Consider the following 19,606-nt stretch of genomic DNA (forward strand, 5'->3'; position numbering starts at 1 on the left):
GAGAAAGTACAGTCCCTTTACAACACGCCCATCCTTCATATCCAGACAGGGCATAATTTTAATTACTGTTTCCATGCAGACTCCTTTCTTCCTGTGTATTAGGCGCTATTGAACGATATTTATAATGATTTCGCTCATATAAGTCAAGAAAAGATAACCTATTCCCTGAGGAGTTGCTTCAGCCTCTCCATGTCTTCCCAAACCTCCTTGACCCGATTCTGGTTGCGGAGGAGGAATGCAGGATGGTATGTGGGAAGAAGCTTTATGCCCTCATATGAGGTAAGCACACCTCTGATTCTGGTTATCTTCTCATCAACGCCAAACAGTGTATTATAGGCGTGTTTGCCCAATGTACAGATTATCTTCGGGCTGATAAGTTCTAACTGGGAAAGGAGATAATTCTTGCATGCCTCCACCTCCACCGGTTCGGGGTCTCTGTTGTTGGGAGGCCTGCACTTAAGAACGTTACAGATAAATACTTCTTCACGCCTAAGTCCGATCCTCTCTATCATCTGGTCCAGAAACTTACCGGCCCTCCCCACAAATGGCCTTCCCTGAAGATCTTCTTCTTCGCCGGGGGCTTCTCCGATAAACAATAATTGCGCCCTGTCGCTTCCCTCTCCGAATACTGCATTCGTTCTTGTGGCAGCAAGAGAACATTTTTTGCATTCACTCACCTGCTTCCGCAAAAGGGGAAGCGTCACAACGTTTTCCCTTTGAGAAACGTATGAGTCAATACCCATATTTTTAAGGGAAATAAGAAATCTGCGCGGGTCTATCTCGTTCATTGTTTTGAATAATCACCGTTCCTTATTTCCGTTTATGGGTTGCGGGTTTAATGCAACTCAGGCTGAAGCCTGCGGCTACCAGTACTGCTTCTCTCATTCGCCGATACGCCGATACGCCGGTTCATGAATTTTTGAACCGTTCCGGTATTTTCTTCACATTGTTCTCCGTCTCGAATACATATGCTGCCTGGAGCATTCTTGCCTCGTCGAGGGGTTGTCCGATAATCTGCAAACCAATCGGCAGACCGGCACTGTCAAACCCGCACGGAAGCGACATACCGGGCAGTCCGGCAAGGTTTACGGGGATTGTAAATATATCGGAGAGGTACATGGTCAACGGATCTTCTGTCTTCTCACCTGCCTTAAAGGCCGTTGTAGGAGAAACAGGGGTCATGATAATATCGCACTTCTTGAATGCCTCTTCAAAATCCCGTCTGATAAGCGTTCGTACCTGTCCCGCCTTTCTGTAATATGCATCATAATAACCGGAGGACAGAACATAGGTGCCGAGGATTATCCTCCTCTTCACCTCTTTTCCGAACCCTTTCAGCCTTGTTTTTTTGTACATATCGATAATATCTTTTCCGTCCACCCTTAACCCGTATTTTACCCCGTCATACCGTGCAAGGTTGGAAGAGGCTTCTGCTGTACAAATGATATAGTACACTGCAACTGCATATTCCGTATGGGGGAGCGAAATCTCCACTGTTGATGCCCCGTTTTTTACATAAAATGATATGGCGTCTTCGACAGTCTTTTTTACATCCGGCCCCATACCCTCAATGAGGTATTCTTTCGGTATGCCTATCTTCATGCCTTTTATATCTCTTCCGAGATATTCCAAATAATCCGGTACGGGCTGGGCAAGAGAGGTGGAGTCCATGGGGTCATATCCGGCAATAGCACTCATTAACATGGCACAGTCAGTCACATTCCGCGTGATGGGGCCTATCTGGTCAAGGGAAGATGCAAAGGCAATGAGACCATAGCGCGATACCCTTCCATAGGTAGGTTTCATGCCTACAGTGCCGCAAAGGCTTGCCGGTTGTCTTATCGAACCGCCTGTATCGGTCCCAAGAGAGGCCACACATAATCCGGCCGCTGTAGCCGAAGCAGGACCCCCGCTTGAGCCACCGGGAATACGCTCCAGATCCCATGGATTTTTTGTAACCTGGAAAGAGGAGTTTTCCGTGGATGAACCCATAGCAAATTCATCCATATTTAACCGCCCGAGGTGGACAAATCCCTCTTCTTTCAATCTTTTGATAACCGTTGCATCATAGGGGGGGATAAAACCTTTCAATATTTGAGATGCGCAGGTAGTCTCTATCCCTTTAGTACAATAGATATCCTTTATGCCGAGCGGGACACCGAGCAGCTTACCATCTTCACCTTTGGCAATCCTTGCGTCTGCCTCTTTTGCCATATCCATGGCCACGTCTTCTGTAAGTTTTATATATGTCAGCAGTTCACCATCGTATCTATTTATCCTGTCAAGATAGAACCTGGTAAGCTCTACAGAGGTGATTTCCTTCTTTTTCAAAAGCTCTCTTAACTGTGTAATATTCAAATCAAGTAACGTTTCCACTTTAACTCCTTTAAAATAGTCGATAGTGAATAGTATTTAGTGAATAGCAAAAACACTCCTCATTCACCATCCGCTATTCACTATTCACTGTTCACTATTCACTGTACTTAATCTATTTCAATAATCGGTGGAACTTTGAAAAATGAGCCTTTTTTCTCCGGGGCATTTTGAGTAGATGCATCTACACTGAACGAATCTTTTGCAACGTCATCCCTCAAGACACATACAACAGGCATAGGGTGGCTCATGGGCTCAATTCCTTTTGTATCAAGCGAATTAAGCTGATCCATATACTCCAGAATGCTGTCTACCTGCACTGTATAAAGCTCAATTTCATCAGGATCAAGCTCCAACCTTCCCAGATGTGCCACATGTTCCACCACATCTTTTGTAATCTTCATTTTCCCTCCAAAAAACCACGCAGGTTAAAACCTGCGGCTACCTTGTTGGCTCATAGCAAGGGCATTAAAACCATGAGCTATGAGCTATGAGCTATTATCCGCACTCTGCCACTGCCTTGATAATATCTCCTCTCGTTACTATCCCTACAATGGCATCGTTTTCTACAATCGGTATCCTGTTAATCTTTTTTTCAATCATCATTCTTGCCACATGAAATACAGACTCTGTAGGCGGAACAGTAATAACGTCTCCAACCATAACATCCTTTACCGTCAATTCCTGAAGCGTTCTCTTTTCTCCCTTCAGTTTTCGCAGAATATCGCTCTGGCATACTATCCCTGCAAGCCTGCCCTTTTCAACAACAGGCATACCTGCGATATTGAAAAGCTCGAATTTGTTGACAATAACGGTAAGTGTTTCCGAAGGGTGGCAGGTTACCACGTCTTTGTTCATTAGCTCCACGACTTTCATAATTCCCTCCACAAAATAGTGCTTTTGCGCAAAGCGCTACAATTTTCCTTCCATTTACTGCCCGAACATCAGAACTTCCTGTATGTACTTCTGCAATGCCTCCACAGACTTCATGGCCTTACGTATCTTTTCCTGTTCATCAGGCCTCAGTGTACCGGGGTTAATATGATTGGCGTCGGCTCCCGGATTGTTGCTGCCATCCGTCCTGTTGTTGATCTGATTCATGATTCTGAACCGGACAAAGGTTAAGTATGCATCAATTAAATCATTCTCCATTTCCTTCTTGATAACATTCATTTCGCGTAATAATTTTATACGTTTCAGGGTGTTTACCTCAAAAATACCGTTATTGATGGCCAGCATTCTTACCGATAAGATCAGCGGCGCCCAGCCCGTCAATTTGATATTGAAGGTATCCTTGTATTCACCATCCTTTTCCACCTTAAAATTGCCAAAAAAGGATAAAGCGGTGGGCATTAATACGGCAGTTTCGATAAAATCCTTCATAACATGTTTATTATCACGTAAAAATTCAAAAAAATAAGCTAACAGCTCATCTAATAATTGTTTTCTGCCGTATATATGTCTCGCATCGGTGAGGATAATAACATCCAGCGATTCAAAGATACCTTTTTCATAGGTAATCCTGTCCTCTAAACGCTTTTTCCAGCTTTTAAGGGAACCTCGCCACTTTTCGCTGGATGGCATAACCCCGCCTTTACACTTCTCGAACCCCGCATCGTGCAGCCTTTCAACAGCCCTGTTTGAAAATTCGACGAAATAATGATCTACGGTTTCCATTGTCACATCGCCACCGTTCACCTCTCCATAGATAACCATATTATCCTGATCCGTCAGCATAGTCTGCTCGTCACGGCCTTCACTGCCGAGCCCGATCCAGATATATTCCACCGGAGGATCGCCCAGACCATCCCTCTTCATATCCTCTTCTACGAGCTTCAAAACCCTCACCGTGATTGCATCCCTCACAATGCGAAAGAGGTCGTGGACATCGGTAACCGTATCTTCTTCAAGGAAAAAGTTTTCTATACCCACAACAGCCCTTGCGTGGCATTCATTCAGTTCTTCGTAAACAATAGCTTTTTCTATTCTGTGGATTACAAGAGAAGCCAGCTCCGATTCAAATTCTTCGTAGTCTTTAATGGAAGATTGGAGTTGATCTCTTAAAATGGCAAGTATCCGGTGCCTCTCCTGACGGAGAAGCCCCTTATCTTTCATGATCTCACGGTAATCTGATACAAAATTCTCAACAATGGAGAATGTAAGGGGCATTTAGTCTCCCGAAAGGGTTTTTAAAACCTTCCTGCTTGCCGTAAGCTTTTCTCTCTTTTCCTGGAACGTTTTGTAATTTATCTCATTCTTTTCTATCACTTCCGAAGGCGCTTTTTCCCGGAAGGAGGCGTTGTTGAGCTTATTGAATAGCCTTTCAAGCTCCTCGTCTATCTTTGAGAGCTCCTTTTCTATCCGTGCAAGCTCCCTTGGAACGTCTATGAGGTCTTTTATGGGAACAAATATCTCTACGTCTTTGTATATTCCTATTGCCGCCTTTTCAGGGGCAGGATCCGTTGTAAATGAGAGGCGCTCAACCTTCGCCAGTTGTTTAATATAAAATTCATATTCCTCCAGCAAAGCTGTGTGGCCGTTTGCACGCAGAATAGCTTCGATCTTCACGTTCGGGGCAATACCCGTTTCGCCCCTTATATTTCTTATGACATCGATAATACCCATAATGAGATCCATCTCCGATTCACTCTCTTCATCTACCTCGTCTTCGTCAAAGACAGGAAAAGGTGATATCATGATGCTTTCAAATCCCCCCTCACCCCCCTTTCCCCCGCTTCGCGAGGACAGGCCTAAAGGGGGAAACTGGGGGGGATTGTCCGGTAACTTCTGATAAATCTCCTCTGTTATAAAGGGCATAACAGGATGCATAAGTTTCAATATATCAAGCAACGTCCTGTAAAGCTCTCTCCTTGTTATGGTATCATCAAAAACCCTTACTTTTCCATAAAGATTGGGCTTAATAAGCTCAAGATACCAGTCACAGAATTCGTGCCATATAAAGTTGTACAGGATTGTTGCAGCCTCGTTGAATTTGTAGGTATCAATACTTTCAGTTACCTCCCGGATAACCTTCTGCGCCCTTGAGCGTATCCACCGGTCTGGAAGAAACGTAGACATGCCTTCAGAAGGAACGTCTGAAACATTCTCCAACAGGAAAAGGGTAAGCCTTGATGCATTCCAGATTTTATTCACAAAATTCCTCACGCCTTCAATCCTCTCCTCTGAGAGCAGAATGTCCCTCCCCTGTGCTGCCATCATGGTAAGGGAAAACCTGAACGCATCTGTACCATATTGATCTATCATTGTTAAGGGATCTATAACATTGCCCTTTGATTTGCTCATCTTTTTCCCTTCAGCATCTCTCACAAGCGCATGGATATAAACCTCCCTGAAAGGGACATCGCCCATGAACCGCAGTCCCATCATGATCATCCGTGCCACCCAGAAAAAGAGAATATCAAAGCCCGTTACGAGAAGCGACGTGGGGTAATAGGCTTTGAGGTCTTCCGTGTGTTCCGGCCACCCCAATGTGGTAAATGGCCAAAGACCGGATGAAAACCACGTGTCGAGCACATCGGATTCCTGTCTCAACTCCCCTTTGCAAACCTCGCAGGTGTTCAGGTCCTCTACTGAGACATACGTTGAATTGCATGCATCACAGTACCAGACAGGTATCCTGTGGCCCCACCAGATCTGTCTCGATATACACCAGTCCCGTATATTTTCCATCCATTCAAAATATACCTTTTCCCACATTTCGGGAATTATTCTCACTTTATGGTTCCTTACGGCCTCAATTGCAGGTTCTGCAAGGGGTTTCATCTTCAAAAACCACTGCAATGACAGGGAAGGTTCTACGACCGTCTTGCATCTGTAGCATTTCCCGACACCCAGCGCATAAGGCTCTAACTTTTCAAGCAACCCTTTCTGCTTCAACTCCTCAACGGTTTTATCTCTGCATTCGAACCTGTCCATCCCGTCATAATGAACTGCATGCTTATTCATCCGACCGTCATCGTCCATAACCTTTACCACTTCAAGGTCATGCCTCTTTCCTATCTCAAAGTCATTCAGGTCATGGGCCGGCGTAACTTTCAGCACACCGGTACCGAAGGAGGTATCAACATAACTGTCCCCAATAATCGGGATTTTCTTTTCTGCTATGGGGAGGATCACGTACTTCCCTATAAATTTTTTGTACCGTTCATCATCTGGATTCACCGCTACGGCAGTATCGCCGAACATCGTTTCGGGCCTTGTTGTGGCAACAGTCAGATAACCATCAGCGTCCGCCAAGGGATAACGTATATGGTAAAGAAAGCCCCCCGTCTCCTCGTGTTCCGCTTCGAGGTCTGAAAGTGCAGTTTTACAGCGCGGACACCAGTTGATAATGTAATTGTCCCTGTATATCAAGCCTTCGTTATACAACCTCACAAAAACTTCCCGTACCGCCCTGGACAATCCTTCATCCATGGTAAAGCGCTCTCTTGACCAGTCGCAGGAAGAACCGAGTCTTTTGAGTTGCTCAATGATAGCGCCCCCTGACTGTTCCTTCCACTCCCAGACCCTCTCAACAAACTTTTCCCTACCGAGCATCTCACGGTTTAAATCCTCTTTTGCAATCTCCCTCTCAACCACATTCTGTGTAGCAATGCCTGCATGGTCCATTCCCGGTACCCAAAGGGTATTAAAACCTGCCATCCTTTTAAACCTCGTTACAATGTCCTGTAACGTATTATTCAATGCATGTCCCATGTGCAAAGAACCCGTCACGTTAGGCGGCGGTATTACCATTGAAAAATGCGGGTTCTCCGATGCGTTGTCTGCAACAAAATAGCCTTTCTCAATCCACAATGTGTACCATCTGGCCTCTATATCGTGCGGATTATAAACCTTGTCCATCATAATCAAACTCCCTTCGTTCGTTAAATGAAGAATGAAGAATTAATAATTAATAATGATAAACACTTAAAAAGTATTGAATTCTCTTTGCCTGCCATCCCTGCGGAAGCGGGTATCTTTTCATGCGAAAACAACATCCGGTAATTTCAAAATGTCCTGGACTCCCTTTTTCAAGGGAGTAACGGTTTTTTGAATTTTTACGTATCCATCAATCCTTGCTTCTTCATTTTTTTTCATTCTTAACTCTTCACTCTTAATTCTTAATTCTTCACTCTTAATTCTTAATTCTTCACTATTCACTATTCACTGTTCACTGTTCACTGTTTTTAAACCGGTTTCTTTGTTTATTATCAAGGCTTCTCAACTATTCACTATTCACTGTTCACTATTCACTGTTTTTACACCGGTATCTTCCACGGTAAGGGAAGGAAAATCTTTTCAAAAAGAGTAAAGGCATATCTGTCGCTCATGCTGGAGACAAAATCACATACACAGACAGCCGGCTTATCATAATAGTAGTTGTTTCCCGTCTCCGCAAAAAGTGCATCAGGGGATTTCAGAAAATATGCATACAAATCTTCAATGATACGGGAGCATTTTATAAAATCGCCATGGACTACTCCACTATCATAAACCCTTTCATAGAGGAAATCTCTCAATTTTACAATATGGTATTCAAGCTCTTCACCGAATGTTATCGGTAAATCATCATGCCTGGTGGTTTCGTGAATAACACCGCGAACCATGCTGTCAATCCTTTTAGATGTGGTATGGCCCAGAAACTTTCTCGAATCCTCCGGTAAATCGCTCTCTGCTATGACATTTCCTCTTGTTGCATCGTCAATATCGTGGTTAATATAGGCAATAATATCGGCAACTCTCACCACTTCGGCCTCTTTTGTGAGAGGTTTGTCTCTTTCGTCTTTTAAAACGATCTCCCCTTTACCCTTGGAGTGTCTCAAGATGCCGTCCCTGACTTCCATGGTAAGGTTTAACCCCTGTCCATCCTTTTCAAGGATATCAACAACCCTCAAACTCTGCTCATAATGTCTGAAACCACCTTCGTGAATCCTGTTTAATACATCCTCACCGGCATGACCAAAGGGCGTATGGCCAAGGTCATGGCCAAGGGCAATAGCCTCCACGAGGTCTTCATTGAGTGAAATAGACCTTGCAATAGTCCGTGCAATCTGCGACACCTCCAGTGTATGGGTAAGTCTTGTCCTGTAGTGGTCGCCTGCAGGAGATAGGAAAACCTGTGTTTTATGCTTGAGGCGTCTGAAAGACTTACAGTGTGTTACCCTGTCCCTGTCATGCTGGAATGCAGGCCGGATATCGCATTCCGTCTCTTCCCTGAGTCTCCCCCTTGTTTTGCTGCTCTTCTGCGCAAGTGGAGATAATATTAATTCTTCCCTTTCCTCTAAAATTTTTCTTATATTCACTTCACAATCCGCAGTTAGAAATCGGTCTCAATAATTCAGATTCGTAATGTATCACAATAACTTGCGTAATTCAACAAGAGGTTGAAGCCCGGATTAAGGTTAAGGTTGATTGGGACAATGCAAAAAGGTATGATGTGCCGTAAAAGGTTATTTATGAATAAAAATATTTTTTCCTGGTGCTTATTCGATTTTGCGAATTCAAGTTATTCGGCTGTCATAGCGGCCACTATCTTTCCCGTATACTATGCAAATTTTATTGTGGGGAACGAGTCAGGCGCAGGAGATGTCTGGTGGGGGCGGGCTATAGCTACGAGTATGGCAATCGTGGCCATTTCTTCCCCTTTTCTCGGCGGGATTGCCGATTATTCAAAGACACGTAAAAGGATGCTTCTCTTTTTTACACTCCTCTGTGTTGTCGCTGTGGCATCCTTTTCATTCCTTCAGAAGGGCATGGTCATTGAAGGCTTTGCGCTGATAGTGCTCGCAAATATCGGCATGGAAAGCGGCATTATCTTCTATAATTCATTTCTGCCCGTCATTTCTGAGCCGACCCACCACGGAAGGGTATCCGCATGGGGATTCGGAATCGGGTATGCAGGTTCTATCTGTTCACTTATCTTTGCCCTTCTCCTTATCAAAGCAGGTATGATAGGCGCTGCCTGGCTTATGGTAGCGATTTTCTTCGTCATATTCTCCGTGCCGGCTTTTCTTTTCCTCCCGGGAGACAACAAAAGCAAATCCTTCAATACCACTTCTATGAATGAGCACATGATTTTTTCTGCCGCTCAAGGCTTTAAAAAAACAGTGCAGCATCTCAGGAAAATGTGGTCACAGAAGGACCAACGGCGATTCCTGCTGGCATATTTAATTTATGAGGACGGGGTAAATACGGTAATTGTTTTCTCAAGTATATTCGCTGCCACCACACTGGGATTTAAGCCTGAAGAACTCATCTATATGTACCTTATCGTACAGATAACAGCACTAATAGGCGTTTTTGGAATGGCACGCTCAATAGATTACCGGGGGCCGAAAAAGGTAGTTTCTCTTTCACTTGCACTATGGATCGCAATCACGGTAGCCACTTATTTCATTAATGGAAAAATTCAGTTTATGATAATCGCCTCCGTTGCTGGACTCGGCCTCGGCACAATCCAGGCAGCCACACGGGCATTCTACACACAATTCATCCCCCCAGGAAAAGAATCTGAATACTTCGGTGTTTATAATCTTGTAGGAAAATCTTCAGCCATCATGGGTCCTATTCTTTTCGGAACCCTATCCTCCACATTTGGAAGTCAGAGGCCTGCAGTTCTCTCTGTTTCTCTGTTTTTTATTATCGGATATCTCATCTTGAGAAATGTACAGGGCGGCAAGCCAAATGTGACTTGAAAATTTCCTATACTTTCCGTATATTAATAGCGTGGAGCATATAGGGATTAAAACTAAACGCTATCCACTATCCGCTAAAAAAGGGGGAACACATGGCGATAATCGATGAACTGAAGAAAAAAACAGAGGAAGGCTTAAAGACTCTCAAGGAAACCGCACAGGATTTAGCCTTCAATGTAGAAAAACAGGCGAAGATCGGAAAGAGAAAGTATGTTGACATATCGAAACTTCAGCGGAGTATCCATAATGTATATGCAGAGATAGGTGAATACGTCCATGACCAGTTCACTTCGGGGAGAGCCCCTACCATGGATAGCCCCTTTCTCAAGGAAAGGGTAAGCTCCATAACCCGGATGAAGTTGGAAATCAGGGACATCGAAGAAGAGATTGACGACATACAAAAGACCCAACCGCCAAAACACGATGAAGAACCGTAATGTCCCGCCTTCGGCAGGATTAGGACTTACGCGATTCGTAATCAGGTAAAGGGACATGGGCGTTTGGGTAACAGGCCGAAAACATCTTTCATCAAAATCTATTCACGCTGCTTTTTCGCTGGCATGTTTTGTGGTTGCTGTACTGTTCCGGATTGGTTCACGGATTCCGGTCCTTGAGGTTGCACAGGACCTGCCGTTGAACCCTCAAGCAGCCCGAGCCGGTCTTCAAGCTCTACCATCTTGGTTTTTACCGCCCCTATGTTGGGAGCGTTCGGTGCGAGTTTCATAAATGTTTTGAGCGATCGCAGGGCATTCTGGTAGTCGCCGGAAAAATCATAAACCAGTCCGAGATTATAGTAAGCGTCGACAAGCCACGGCGCTTCGGAAAGGGCTGCCTCAAACTCCTGTATCGCTTCATTGTATCTTTTCTGCTGCGCCCTGAGTATGCCGATACGGTACTTCCTATCGGCGCTTTCCGGAACCGGGATATTTGAACGCTGCGCAATGGTGATGACCTTCGTGGATACTTCCTCTTCATCGCTTAAAAGGAGGAAGCCTTTCATTGCGGCGAGATAGTGGACGAGAGCATCCTTCGGTCTGCCGGTCTGTTCAAGTATCAGGGCGGCGTTATAATCTGCCTTTGGTATGAGGTTTGGTGTTGTCTTTACTGCCTCCTCAAATTTAGCAAGGGCATTGGGCCGCTGCTGTGCCTTGACAAGAGCAATCCCTTCCCTGTTCAGTCTCTGTGCATTGCATGCCTGCGCATATGTTTCTCTCTTCTGATCCAGCAGAGAACCGACGGTAATGGTCTTCTCCATCGTTTCCTGCCCGCGCTGAATCTTGACGCCGATGGTTTTGCCTGGTTCAGTTTGCTTGAGCAGGTTTACTGTTTGTGTTATATTGTTGACCGGTGTTCCGGCAACTTCAACGATTGTATCATTCTCCTGGAGCCCTGCCTTTTGGGCGGCTCCATTGGCAAATAAAGAATTAACATTTACCTTTCCCTCTTTGATCTCCAGTATGATGCCGACAAAACCTACACCGCCGAGATACTCGCGTGCTTTGGCTGTATCGCCTTTTTCGTTATATGCGAAGCCGATAACGTCCCTTAATCCACTGTATTCAGGATTTTCCTTTAAACTTTTTTCTGCAACGCGGATCGCGCCATCGGGATCACAGAGAAATAAGAGGAAATCCGATGCCTGTCTGTATGATCCCGGATAGCCCGGGTTACTGCGGATAGCGCTCCTCAAGGCACTCAAAGCTGCTGCATAATTGCCTGCCTTCTGAGCGGCAGATGTTTGGTCCAGGTACTGGATGGTGGTTTTCGAGGCCTTTTTCGCAACAGCAGTTGCCCTCAGTTTGCCTTGATTGTAATCGGCGAGAAGCTTTGATCTCATATCCGCCAGAAGACCCTTCAGGCTTTCCTTCAGGTTGGATGAAAAACTCATCATCGATGTACCAAGTCCTGATTCTCCGGAATAGGTTGTCAGCGTCTCGTTTCTCCTGGGATCAATAGTCTGCATGGTTACCTTCAACGTGTGTTCGAAAGTTTTAGACTCTATAGAATCTATCTTGATGAGAAAATCATAATCAGTAGCTTCATTACTCGCGATCCTCGCGAATAGTCCTGATTTTGCCATATCTTCGGTTTCGAGCTCTGCGATAGCCTTTTGCCAGTTGGCAATTGTCTCATCTGTATTCATCCAATTCTTCCAGATGGTGGCAACCTCGGGGGCGAGCGTATGAGTTGCCTGTATACGTGCTGTTGCGTCTATGCTGCTCTGGAGACCGTATCGTATCAAATCTCATTGAACCTTTGTACTGTTCTGACGAAACCGTGATACAGCCCCACAGGGTTGCTATCAGGATGAAAAGGAAAAAACCTTTCATTAAATTTTTCGTTATCACAACATCCTCCTGTCGGTCATTCCTTGAATTCTCCCGATGATCCTCCTGGCATGCCATCCTTCTCACCTGTGATCGTCAGTTTTTCAAGACCTGTTATTTTTACCAGCCTTCCTGCTTTAGGGTCAAGGATAAAAAGGGCGTTACCGGAATACCGCAGATACCCTTCGATACCCTTCACGATCGATATTGCAGTCCCTGCCCGTGCAGCATAAACAGTGGTCCCTGAAGAAAAATAGATAATGCCGGCATGAGTGTCGATAGCGAGAGAGCGCACCTGTTTTTCACCGGATGCGATAAAAAAAAGTCCAGGTTTTTCATCTTTTGCAACAGTATATATACTATTGTCAACAGCGTAAAAGATACGTTTTCCAATGGCTGCAAAGGCTGTGATGCTCCCTTTCGAGATTTCAATAATGGGTATCTCTTTTCCATCTTCAAGGAGATAGATGATGCTTCCCGTGCCTTTATCTCCGTAAACATAGATACGTTGCCTTGGACCTGAGGCGACCTTCATTCCTGCATGGGGAAGCCTGATACGTTCTTTTACCCCTGAATCTTCATACCAGCCAAGCATATCATTGCATATTACCACACACAAACCCGAGTTCATTGTAAACGAGGTAATAGAGAGCGGTTTGGTATGCGGATAATAGGTATTCTTCTGCAGGTCATAGAGGCTCCCTTCGCCGGTCAACAGTATGGGAAAGGTCCCATCGATGATCTCAAAGTGAGGTGTCAGTTTTATACGGAGGGCCTTTGTACGATCCGGTGTCAGGAGATGTATTAAGGCAGCTTCCTTCCAGACAAAAATCTGGGATGCAGGACCCTTCTGCTGTCCATAGAGGGTTGTTGTAAACATGAGAATAATAAGAAGCGGGACAAGAATCCAGCCTGTACGGGTCATAATTTCATAAGCCAGTGATCCATTTTTTCAAGGTATTTTTTAGCGGTATCTTCTGCTTTCTCTTTAATTTTATCGGTGACGGTCTCCTTGAGCTCGTCAAGGATGACTTTGTTCGATTCCTGAAATGCTTCATCGGGTCTTCCTGTAAGGGATGAGAGAATGACCTTGCCATAAGGTGATGCTGATTCAAGCATCGAATCTCTCGTGAATTTGGCAAGTTCTTCGGGGTCGCTTTTCCTGATAGCCTCTTCAGGATTATAGATGGCATCTGTCAGTATCTCGAAGGTGTTGGCTATTAGATTGTTCATAAAGCCTTTGTATGTCTCGATATTCCGTGACGCGATCTCGCCCTGGATACCAGGAAGCGCCTGTGAGCCAAAATCCAGGTAGGTGGTAACGAGCATGTCGGCCTGTGTGCGAGGGTCGGCTATCTGTTCCGCGTAGTCCATTATTGTTCTCCGTGCCGTTGCAATGATCGAATCTTTGTATGGGATCCACTGGGATTTCACTGTCGGGGCGGCATTGAGGGGCACGTTTGTTGTCATGTTGGCAGAGGGAGGAGGCACAGAAATGGTGTCGAGCCTCATTACGGGTGCCTTTCCGGAAGGGAACGAGCAGAGTTGCCCTCCCATGCTGCTGATACATTTTAGCGAATCCATACTGTCTTTTGAATAATCGAGAATTTTATCGCTCATCCGGAGAGGCTGAGTACCTGTTGCCTGGCCCGCGGATGATGTTGAAAACCATGCATCATGCATCGAAGACCATTGAGAATCTGGAAGCAGCGATGTGCCGTCAAACGCCATTCCCGCCCTTGCCGATGCATTTTCAAGGATGGTGAGGTCTGACGATGAATCCTTGAACTGGTTTGCCGATACATCGAGCATGTTCGACAAAAGCTGTTTTTCTCTTTCTTCCTGGAACCTTCTCTGCTGTTCAACGGCCCTTTGGAGGGCGCTGGCCTGCGTTGAAAGGTTCTGACCGGGGATATTCCCTGATGCAGCAGCTCCGGCTGAGGCAGTCGCCGATGAGGTTACAGCGTCAACAAGAAGATCGGTGATAAGGGAGGCTGCTATAGATCCGAGCATCCCCCCGAACATATTCCCTCCGCCCATCCCGGGCCGGAGTCCTCCTGTGGGAGGCCGCATACCTTGCGGCTTGAATGCCTTGATTCACCCTGTTCCATAACCGGCTGCACCGCAGAGTTGATTTAAGGCAGTACCTGCATAAGCAATTCCATTACCCCACAACATGAAACCGACAATTGCTATAATAAATATTTTTATAAAGGTATGCCGGAATATGCCTATGATCATTCTATTTCTCACGAATTCGATTTAACAGATAGACCATGCTTTGTCAACACAATATCCCATGGCAATTTGTGCCGTCTTTCCTTTCATGAATTGCCTTGTGCAACCCTGCTGATAGGAATTTGCTTTTCAGCATGCGATAAGAATAACAAAAGAAAAACAGATTAACAATACAAACGTGCCAATATCATCGGTTAAAAACCGATAATGTCTACCAAAAAATCAATATCTACTTGGGTGTTGATTGCCAATATAGTGTTGTATATCTGGCGTAGATTCTAAAAACTCACTTACAGCAATGAACGGGAGTCGGATCGAATAATTTCTACCACAAAAAACAAGCACTTTCTGAGACTCCAAGAAGTACACCTTATAACTGGTAATAAATAAATCCGAACAAGTGCAAAATGTGTAGATAGGTATTTGAAAGTGAGCATACTTCCTGTTTGATCAAAACCTATTGCAGGAAGGAAGTGAAGCTCCCCGCCTACAAGGCGGGGCATCTTGCGTGGCTTCGTGAACGGTTGCGGATGTCACCTACACCCATTTCGGAATATATAGATTTCGGATTGCGGATTTCGGATTGCGAAAAGCTGCTCAAAGTTCAAAGTTCAATGTTTTTACTTCTCACGAATGACGGCCTTTACAGGTACTTCTTAATCAGCGCTTCCGCTATCTGTACCGCATTCAATGCGGCGCCTTTTCGTATATTGTCAGCCACAATCCACATGTTCAGCCCATGTGCAACAGATTCGTCACGCCTGATCCTCCCCACAAATGTATGGTCCTTACCGGCTGCATTGATTGCAAGGGGATAGAGGTTTTTTGAAGGATTATCGACGACCTTCACGCCGGGCGCTTTCTTTAGAATTTTCCTTGCTGCTTCGGGGGTCAAATCCTTTTCAAATTCAATATTAACAGACTCAGAATGACCACAGAAGACGGGGACCCTTACCGTTGTGGCGGTAACCTGGATGTTCTGGTCTTCCATGATCTTCTTTGTCTCATCCACCATCTTCATCTCTTCCTTCGTATAACCGTTCTCAAGGAAAGAATCGATATGGGGGAGGCAGTTAAAGGCTATCTGGTGTGGATATACCTTTTTCACAATCGGCTTTTGACCATATATGGCAAGAATCTGCTGTTCAAGTTCATAGATGGCCTTTTTGCCGGTTCCTGACACGGCCTGATATGTGGAAACCACTACCCTTTTGATCTTTGCCGCATCGTGAAGCGGTTTCAATACAACGACCATCTGAATGGTAGAACAGTTCGGATTTGCAATAATCCCTTTTTTCTTGTAGTCCGCAATGGCATGTTCGTTTACTTCGGGCACCACAAGAGGCACATCAGGGTCCATCCTGAAAGCGCTTGTATTATCAATAACCACACACCCGCTGGCCGCTGCGATAGGGGCAAATTTGAGACTTACCGAGCCACCCGGCGAAAACAGTCCGATGTCCACCCCTTTGAAGGAATCTTCTTTCAATTCTTCAATTTTTACTTCCTTACCCTTAAACGTAATGGTCTTGCCAACGCTTCTTGACGAGGCAAGAAGCTTCAGATTCTTTACAGGAAACTTTCTCTGTTCAAGTGTTGCCACCATCTCGTTTCCGACGGCGCCTGTTGCCCCTGCAACTGCTACATTGTACTCTTTCATATTACTCCTCCAGTTTCTTTTTGAGATATTTCACAAGTCCGCCATGGTTTATAAGCTCTACCATAAAGGGCGGAATGGGCTTTGCCTGAACTATTGTTTTTTTACACGTTATCATCCCCGAGGATATATCAACCTCGATCTCTTCGCCTTCCTCAACCACATCGTCTATATCCGCCTCCAGAAGGGCAAGCCCTTTGTTGAAAGCATTTCTATAGAATATCCTCGCAAATGTCTTTGCTATGACAAGGGGGATGCCGATGGCGGATATGGCGATAGGGGCATGTTCCCTCGATGAGCCGCAGCCGAAATTGAGTCCCCCAACGATAATGTCGCCCTGCCTTACCTTCTTATGAAACCCCGGATGCAAAGGCTCCATACAATGTTCACCGAGCACCTTCGGATCAGTGTGTGCAAGATATTGTGCAGGGATTATAATATCCGTATCAATATTGTGACCGAATTTCCAGACTCTTCCTTTTAATTTCATATCAACTCCTTCTAAAATCACATTACTTCTTCCGGATGGGCTATCCTGCCCTTTATGGCGCTTGCCGCTGCCACTGCTACCCCTGAAAGATAAACCTCGCTCTCAGGATGCCCCATCCGTCCGATAAAATTCCTGTTTGTTGTAGCAATAGCCCGTTCACCCTTTGCAAGCACACCCATATGCCCGCCAAGACATGGTCCACAGGTGGGAGGTGATATTATGCACCCTGCTTCGAGAAAAATCCCGAAAAATCCGCGCTTCAATGCCTCACCGTATATCGTTGGTGTAGCCGGAATAATAATGCACCGGACATGCTTAGCCACCTTTTTGCCTTTCAAAATCTCTGCAGCAATCTCTAAATCCTCAATCCTTCCATTTGTACATGAGCCTATCACTGCCTGGTCAACCTCAACATCACCTAATTCACCCACATCCTTCACATTCGACGGGAGTGACGGACAGGCAACCTTCAATCCAATCTTACCGGCATCGATTTCATACACTTTCCTGTAACTGGCATCTTTATCGCTCTCGTAAACCGTGTAGGGCCTCTTTCCTCTCCCCTTCACATACGCTAAGGTCTTTTCGTCCACTTTAAATATCCCGTTTTTCCCCCCTGCCTCTATAGCCATATTGGCAATGGAGAAACGGGAGTCCATGGAAAGCGCCGAGATTGCCTCGCCCTCAAATTCCATGGCAGCGTAAAGTGCGCCATCCACCCCGATCATCCCGATAATATGGAGGATCAGGTCTTTTCCGGTAACCCATTTCTGCCATTTTCCCGAGCAGCTGAATTTTATACTTTCAGGCACCTTAAGCCATATACGCCCCGTCACCATCCCGTACGTCACATCAGTGCTCCCCATGCCGGTTGAAAAGGCTCCCAGGGCACCGTATGTACAGGTGTGGCTATCCGCCCCTATCACTAAGTCACCAGGCACTACGAGTCCCTGCTCGGGGAGCAGCGCATGTTCAATCCCGCATTCACCGCCTTCAAAACAATATCTGATACCGTGTTTTTTTGAAAACTCGCGTATCTTTTTACAGTTCTCGGCGGAGAGGATATCCTTGTTCGGGGTAAAGTGGTCCAGGACAAAAACCACCTTTTCCGGGTCAAAGACCTTTTTTGCGCCAACTTTATCAAATTCCTCGAGGGAAAGCGGGGCAGTAATATCGTTTGCAAGGGCAAGGTCGATCCTTGCATCGATGATCTCTCCCGGTTCCACGAAGTCTTTTCCTGCATGAATTGCAAGTATCTTCTCTGTAATCGTCATACCCATCTATTTCACCTCAACCCTTTTACTTTTAACATATTCAAGCCTGTTAAGCGCGTTGATATATGCCTTCGCACTCGCCACAATAATATCCGTATCCGCGCCTTTTCCAATGGCAATAAGCCCTTTCTCCTCAACTTTCACAAAAACCTCGCCCTGTGCGTCCATATCCTTCGTAATGGAATTAACAGAAAATTTTACAAGCTTGCTGTTTGTCTTTGCAATTTTCTTGATGATCTTAAAAGTGGCATCAACGGGCCCATCGCCGGTTCCAACCTCCTGGTAAACATTCCCGTCAGCCTCAAGTTTTACCGTAGCAGTGGGAATTGTTATATTGCCACAGCTCACATTGAGATATACGAGTTTGTATTTTTCGGGTATCTTGTATATTTCATCCATGATGATCATCTCGATATCTTCATCATAGACATATTTTTTCATGTCCGAGAGTGTTTTAAATCTCTTGAAGGTAAGGTTGAGCTCCTTATCATCCAAGGTGTACCCAAGACCTTCAATCCTCTCCCTGAATGCATGCCTTCCGGAGTGCTTTCCGAGGACGAGTGAGCTTTTCGATATGCCCACGGACTCGGGTGTCATAATCTCATAGGTAAGTTTCGCCTTCAAGAGACCATCCTGGTGAATACCCGATTCATGGGCAAAGGCATTGGCGCCCACTATGGCCTTGTTCGGTTGAACAGAGACACCGGTAATAGCAGTAATCAGCCTACTCGCAGGATAAATCTTCTCGCTCACAATCCTTGTATCAGCGGGGAATATGTCCTTGCGTGTGCGAAGAATCATGGCAATCTCTTCGAGGGAAGCATTCCCTGCCCTTTCACCGATGCCGTTTATAGTGCATTCCACCTGACGGGCGCCATTCTGAATAGCGGCAATGGAGTTTGCGACAGCAAGTCCCAGATCGTTATGGCAGTGCACGCTGATGATAGCCTGAGAGATGTTGGGAACATTATCTTTAATATAGCGGATGAGTCTGCCGAATTCCTCAGGGACTGTGTAGCCAACCGTATCAGGGACATTAATGGTAACCGCCCCTGCAGCAATAACCTCGGCAAAAACCTTGCACAGATAGTCCCAGTCGCTTCTGGTGGCATCCATTGCAGAGAATTCTACGTTGGATGTATACTTTTTTGCCCTTTTCACGGCATTGACGGCAATCTTTAATATTTCATCCTTGTTTTTCCGGAACTGATGTTTCAGGTGGATGTCAGATGTTGAAATAAAGGTGTGGATTCGCGGCTTCTGAGCACCCTTTATTGCCCCCCATGCACGGTCGATATCGTCATCGTTCGCCCTTGCAAGGCCTGCAATTTCGCTGTTTTTAATGGTGTCTGCAATCTGTCTGACTGCATCGAAATCACCATCCGAAGCTATAGGAAAACCGGCTTCGATAATGTCAACACCGAGGAGTTCAAGTTGCCTGGCCACACGGAGTTTTTCCTGGGTGTTCATGGTATTTCCCGGAGACTGCTCTCCATCCCTTAATGTTGTGTCAAAAATAAAAACTCGTTCAGACATGTTTACCTCTTTAT

18 protein-coding genes are annotated in these 19,606 nt (G+C 45.5%); 2 read left to right on the plus strand and 16 right to left on the minus strand.

Features of this window, described 5'->3' with window-relative positions; genetic code table 11:
* Positions 1-158: 158 nt before the first annotated feature.
* The 8 genes from NTX75_11585 to NTX75_11620 all read right to left on the minus strand — a co-directional run bounded on the left by NTX75_11585 (position 159) and on the right by NTX75_11620 (position 8,678).
* The gene (locus tag NTX75_11585) at positions 159-788 is read right to left on the minus strand and encodes a uracil-DNA glycosylase (protein ID MCX5816861.1); all 630 of its coding nucleotides are present in this window, start codon (positions 786-788) and stop codon (positions 159-161) included.
* Between the two features lie 121 nt (positions 789-909).
* Positions 910-2,376 carry an Asp-tRNA(Asn)/Glu-tRNA(Gln) amidotransferase subunit GatA gene (gatA, locus tag NTX75_11590; GenBank protein ID MCX5816862.1) on the minus strand — a complete coding sequence of 489 codons (1,467 nt, stop codon included), beginning with the start codon at positions 2,374-2,376 and terminating at the stop codon, positions 910-912.
* A gap of 107 nt (positions 2,377-2,483) precedes the next feature.
* Positions 2,484-2,777 (minus strand): Asp-tRNA(Asn)/Glu-tRNA(Gln) amidotransferase subunit GatC, encoded by a 294-nt coding sequence (gene gatC, locus NTX75_11595; GenBank protein ID MCX5816863.1) that lies wholly within the window; start codon positions 2,775-2,777, stop codon positions 2,484-2,486.
* A gap of 94 nt (positions 2,778-2,871) precedes the next feature.
* Positions 2,872-3,249 (minus strand): CBS domain-containing protein, encoded by a 378-nt coding sequence (locus tag NTX75_11600; protein MCX5816864.1) that lies wholly within the window; start codon positions 3,247-3,249, stop codon positions 2,872-2,874.
* Positions 3,250-3,303: 54 nt separating this feature from the next.
* The gene (locus NTX75_11605; GenBank protein MCX5816865.1) at positions 3,304-4,542 is read right to left on the minus strand and encodes a DUF294 nucleotidyltransferase-like domain-containing protein; all 1,239 of its coding nucleotides are present in this window, start codon (positions 4,540-4,542) and stop codon (positions 3,304-3,306) included.
* Positions 4,543-7,239 (minus strand): valine--tRNA ligase, encoded by a 2,697-nt coding sequence (locus NTX75_11610; protein MCX5816866.1) that lies wholly within the window; start codon positions 7,237-7,239, stop codon positions 4,543-4,545. It abuts the gene before it with no gap.
* Between the two features lie 117 nt (positions 7,240-7,356).
* Entirely contained in the window at positions 7,357-7,536 is a 180-nt protein-coding gene (locus NTX75_11615; GenBank protein MCX5816867.1) for a hypothetical protein, read from the minus strand.
* Positions 7,537-7,634: 98 nt separating this feature from the next.
* A complete protein-coding gene (locus NTX75_11620; protein MCX5816868.1) occupies positions 7,635-8,678 on the minus strand; it encodes a deoxyguanosinetriphosphate triphosphohydrolase in 1,044 nt (347 codons plus the stop codon).
* 153 nt (positions 8,679-8,831) lie between these two features.
* Between NTX75_11620 and NTX75_11625 the strand changes: the two genes are divergently transcribed.
* On the plus strand, positions 8,832-10,070 hold the full coding sequence (locus NTX75_11625; GenBank protein ID MCX5816869.1) for an MFS transporter: 1,239 nt from the start codon (positions 8,832-8,834) through the stop codon (positions 10,068-10,070).
* Positions 10,071-10,162: 92 nt separating this feature from the next.
* Positions 10,163-10,507, plus strand: a complete 345-nt coding sequence (locus NTX75_11630; GenBank protein ID MCX5816870.1) for a hypothetical protein — start codon at positions 10,163-10,165, stop codon at positions 10,505-10,507.
* A 98-nt stretch (positions 10,508-10,605) separates the two neighbouring features.
* Here NTX75_11630 and NTX75_11635 read toward each other — a convergent pair whose 3' ends face one another.
* The 8 genes from NTX75_11635 to NTX75_11670 all read right to left on the minus strand — a co-directional run bounded on the left by NTX75_11635 (position 10,606) and on the right by NTX75_11670 (position 19,592).
* Positions 10,606-12,312 (minus strand): tetratricopeptide repeat protein, encoded by a 1,707-nt coding sequence (locus NTX75_11635; protein ID MCX5816871.1) that lies wholly within the window; start codon positions 12,310-12,312, stop codon positions 10,606-10,608.
* 122 nt (positions 12,313-12,434) lie between these two features.
* Positions 12,435-13,322: a hypothetical protein gene (locus tag NTX75_11640; protein ID MCX5816872.1), complete on the minus strand. Its 888-nt coding sequence runs from the start codon at positions 13,320-13,322 to the stop codon at positions 12,435-12,437.
* On the minus strand, positions 13,319-14,437 hold the full coding sequence (locus NTX75_11645) for a hypothetical protein (GenBank protein MCX5816873.1): 1,119 nt from the start codon (positions 14,435-14,437) through the stop codon (positions 13,319-13,321). The genes NTX75_11640 and NTX75_11645 overlap by 4 nt, the downstream gene beginning before the upstream one ends.
* Before the next feature lie 57 nt (positions 14,438-14,494).
* Positions 14,495-14,638, minus strand: a complete 144-nt coding sequence (locus NTX75_11650; GenBank protein MCX5816874.1) for a hypothetical protein — start codon at positions 14,636-14,638, stop codon at positions 14,495-14,497.
* 640 nt (positions 14,639-15,278) lie between these two features.
* Positions 15,279-16,295 (minus strand): aspartate-semialdehyde dehydrogenase, encoded by a 1,017-nt coding sequence (locus tag NTX75_11655; protein MCX5816875.1) that lies wholly within the window; start codon positions 16,293-16,295, stop codon positions 15,279-15,281.
* A 1-nt stretch (position 16,296) separates the two neighbouring features.
* Positions 16,297-16,782, minus strand: coding sequence for a 3-isopropylmalate dehydratase (locus NTX75_11660; protein MCX5816876.1), 486 nt, complete (start codon positions 16,780-16,782; stop codon positions 16,297-16,299).
* A 17-nt stretch (positions 16,783-16,799) separates the two neighbouring features.
* Positions 16,800-18,062, minus strand: a complete 1,263-nt coding sequence (gene leuC / locus NTX75_11665; GenBank protein ID MCX5816877.1) for a 3-isopropylmalate dehydratase large subunit — start codon at positions 18,060-18,062, stop codon at positions 16,800-16,802.
* Positions 18,063-19,592, minus strand: coding sequence for a 2-isopropylmalate synthase (locus NTX75_11670; protein ID MCX5816878.1), 1,530 nt, complete (start codon positions 19,590-19,592; stop codon positions 18,063-18,065).
* Between the last annotated feature and the right edge of the window lie 14 nt (positions 19,593-19,606).

Source organism: Pseudomonadota bacterium, from assembly GCA_026388315.1.
GTDB lineage: Bacteria > Desulfobacterota > Syntrophorhabdia > Syntrophorhabdales > Syntrophorhabdaceae > MWEV01.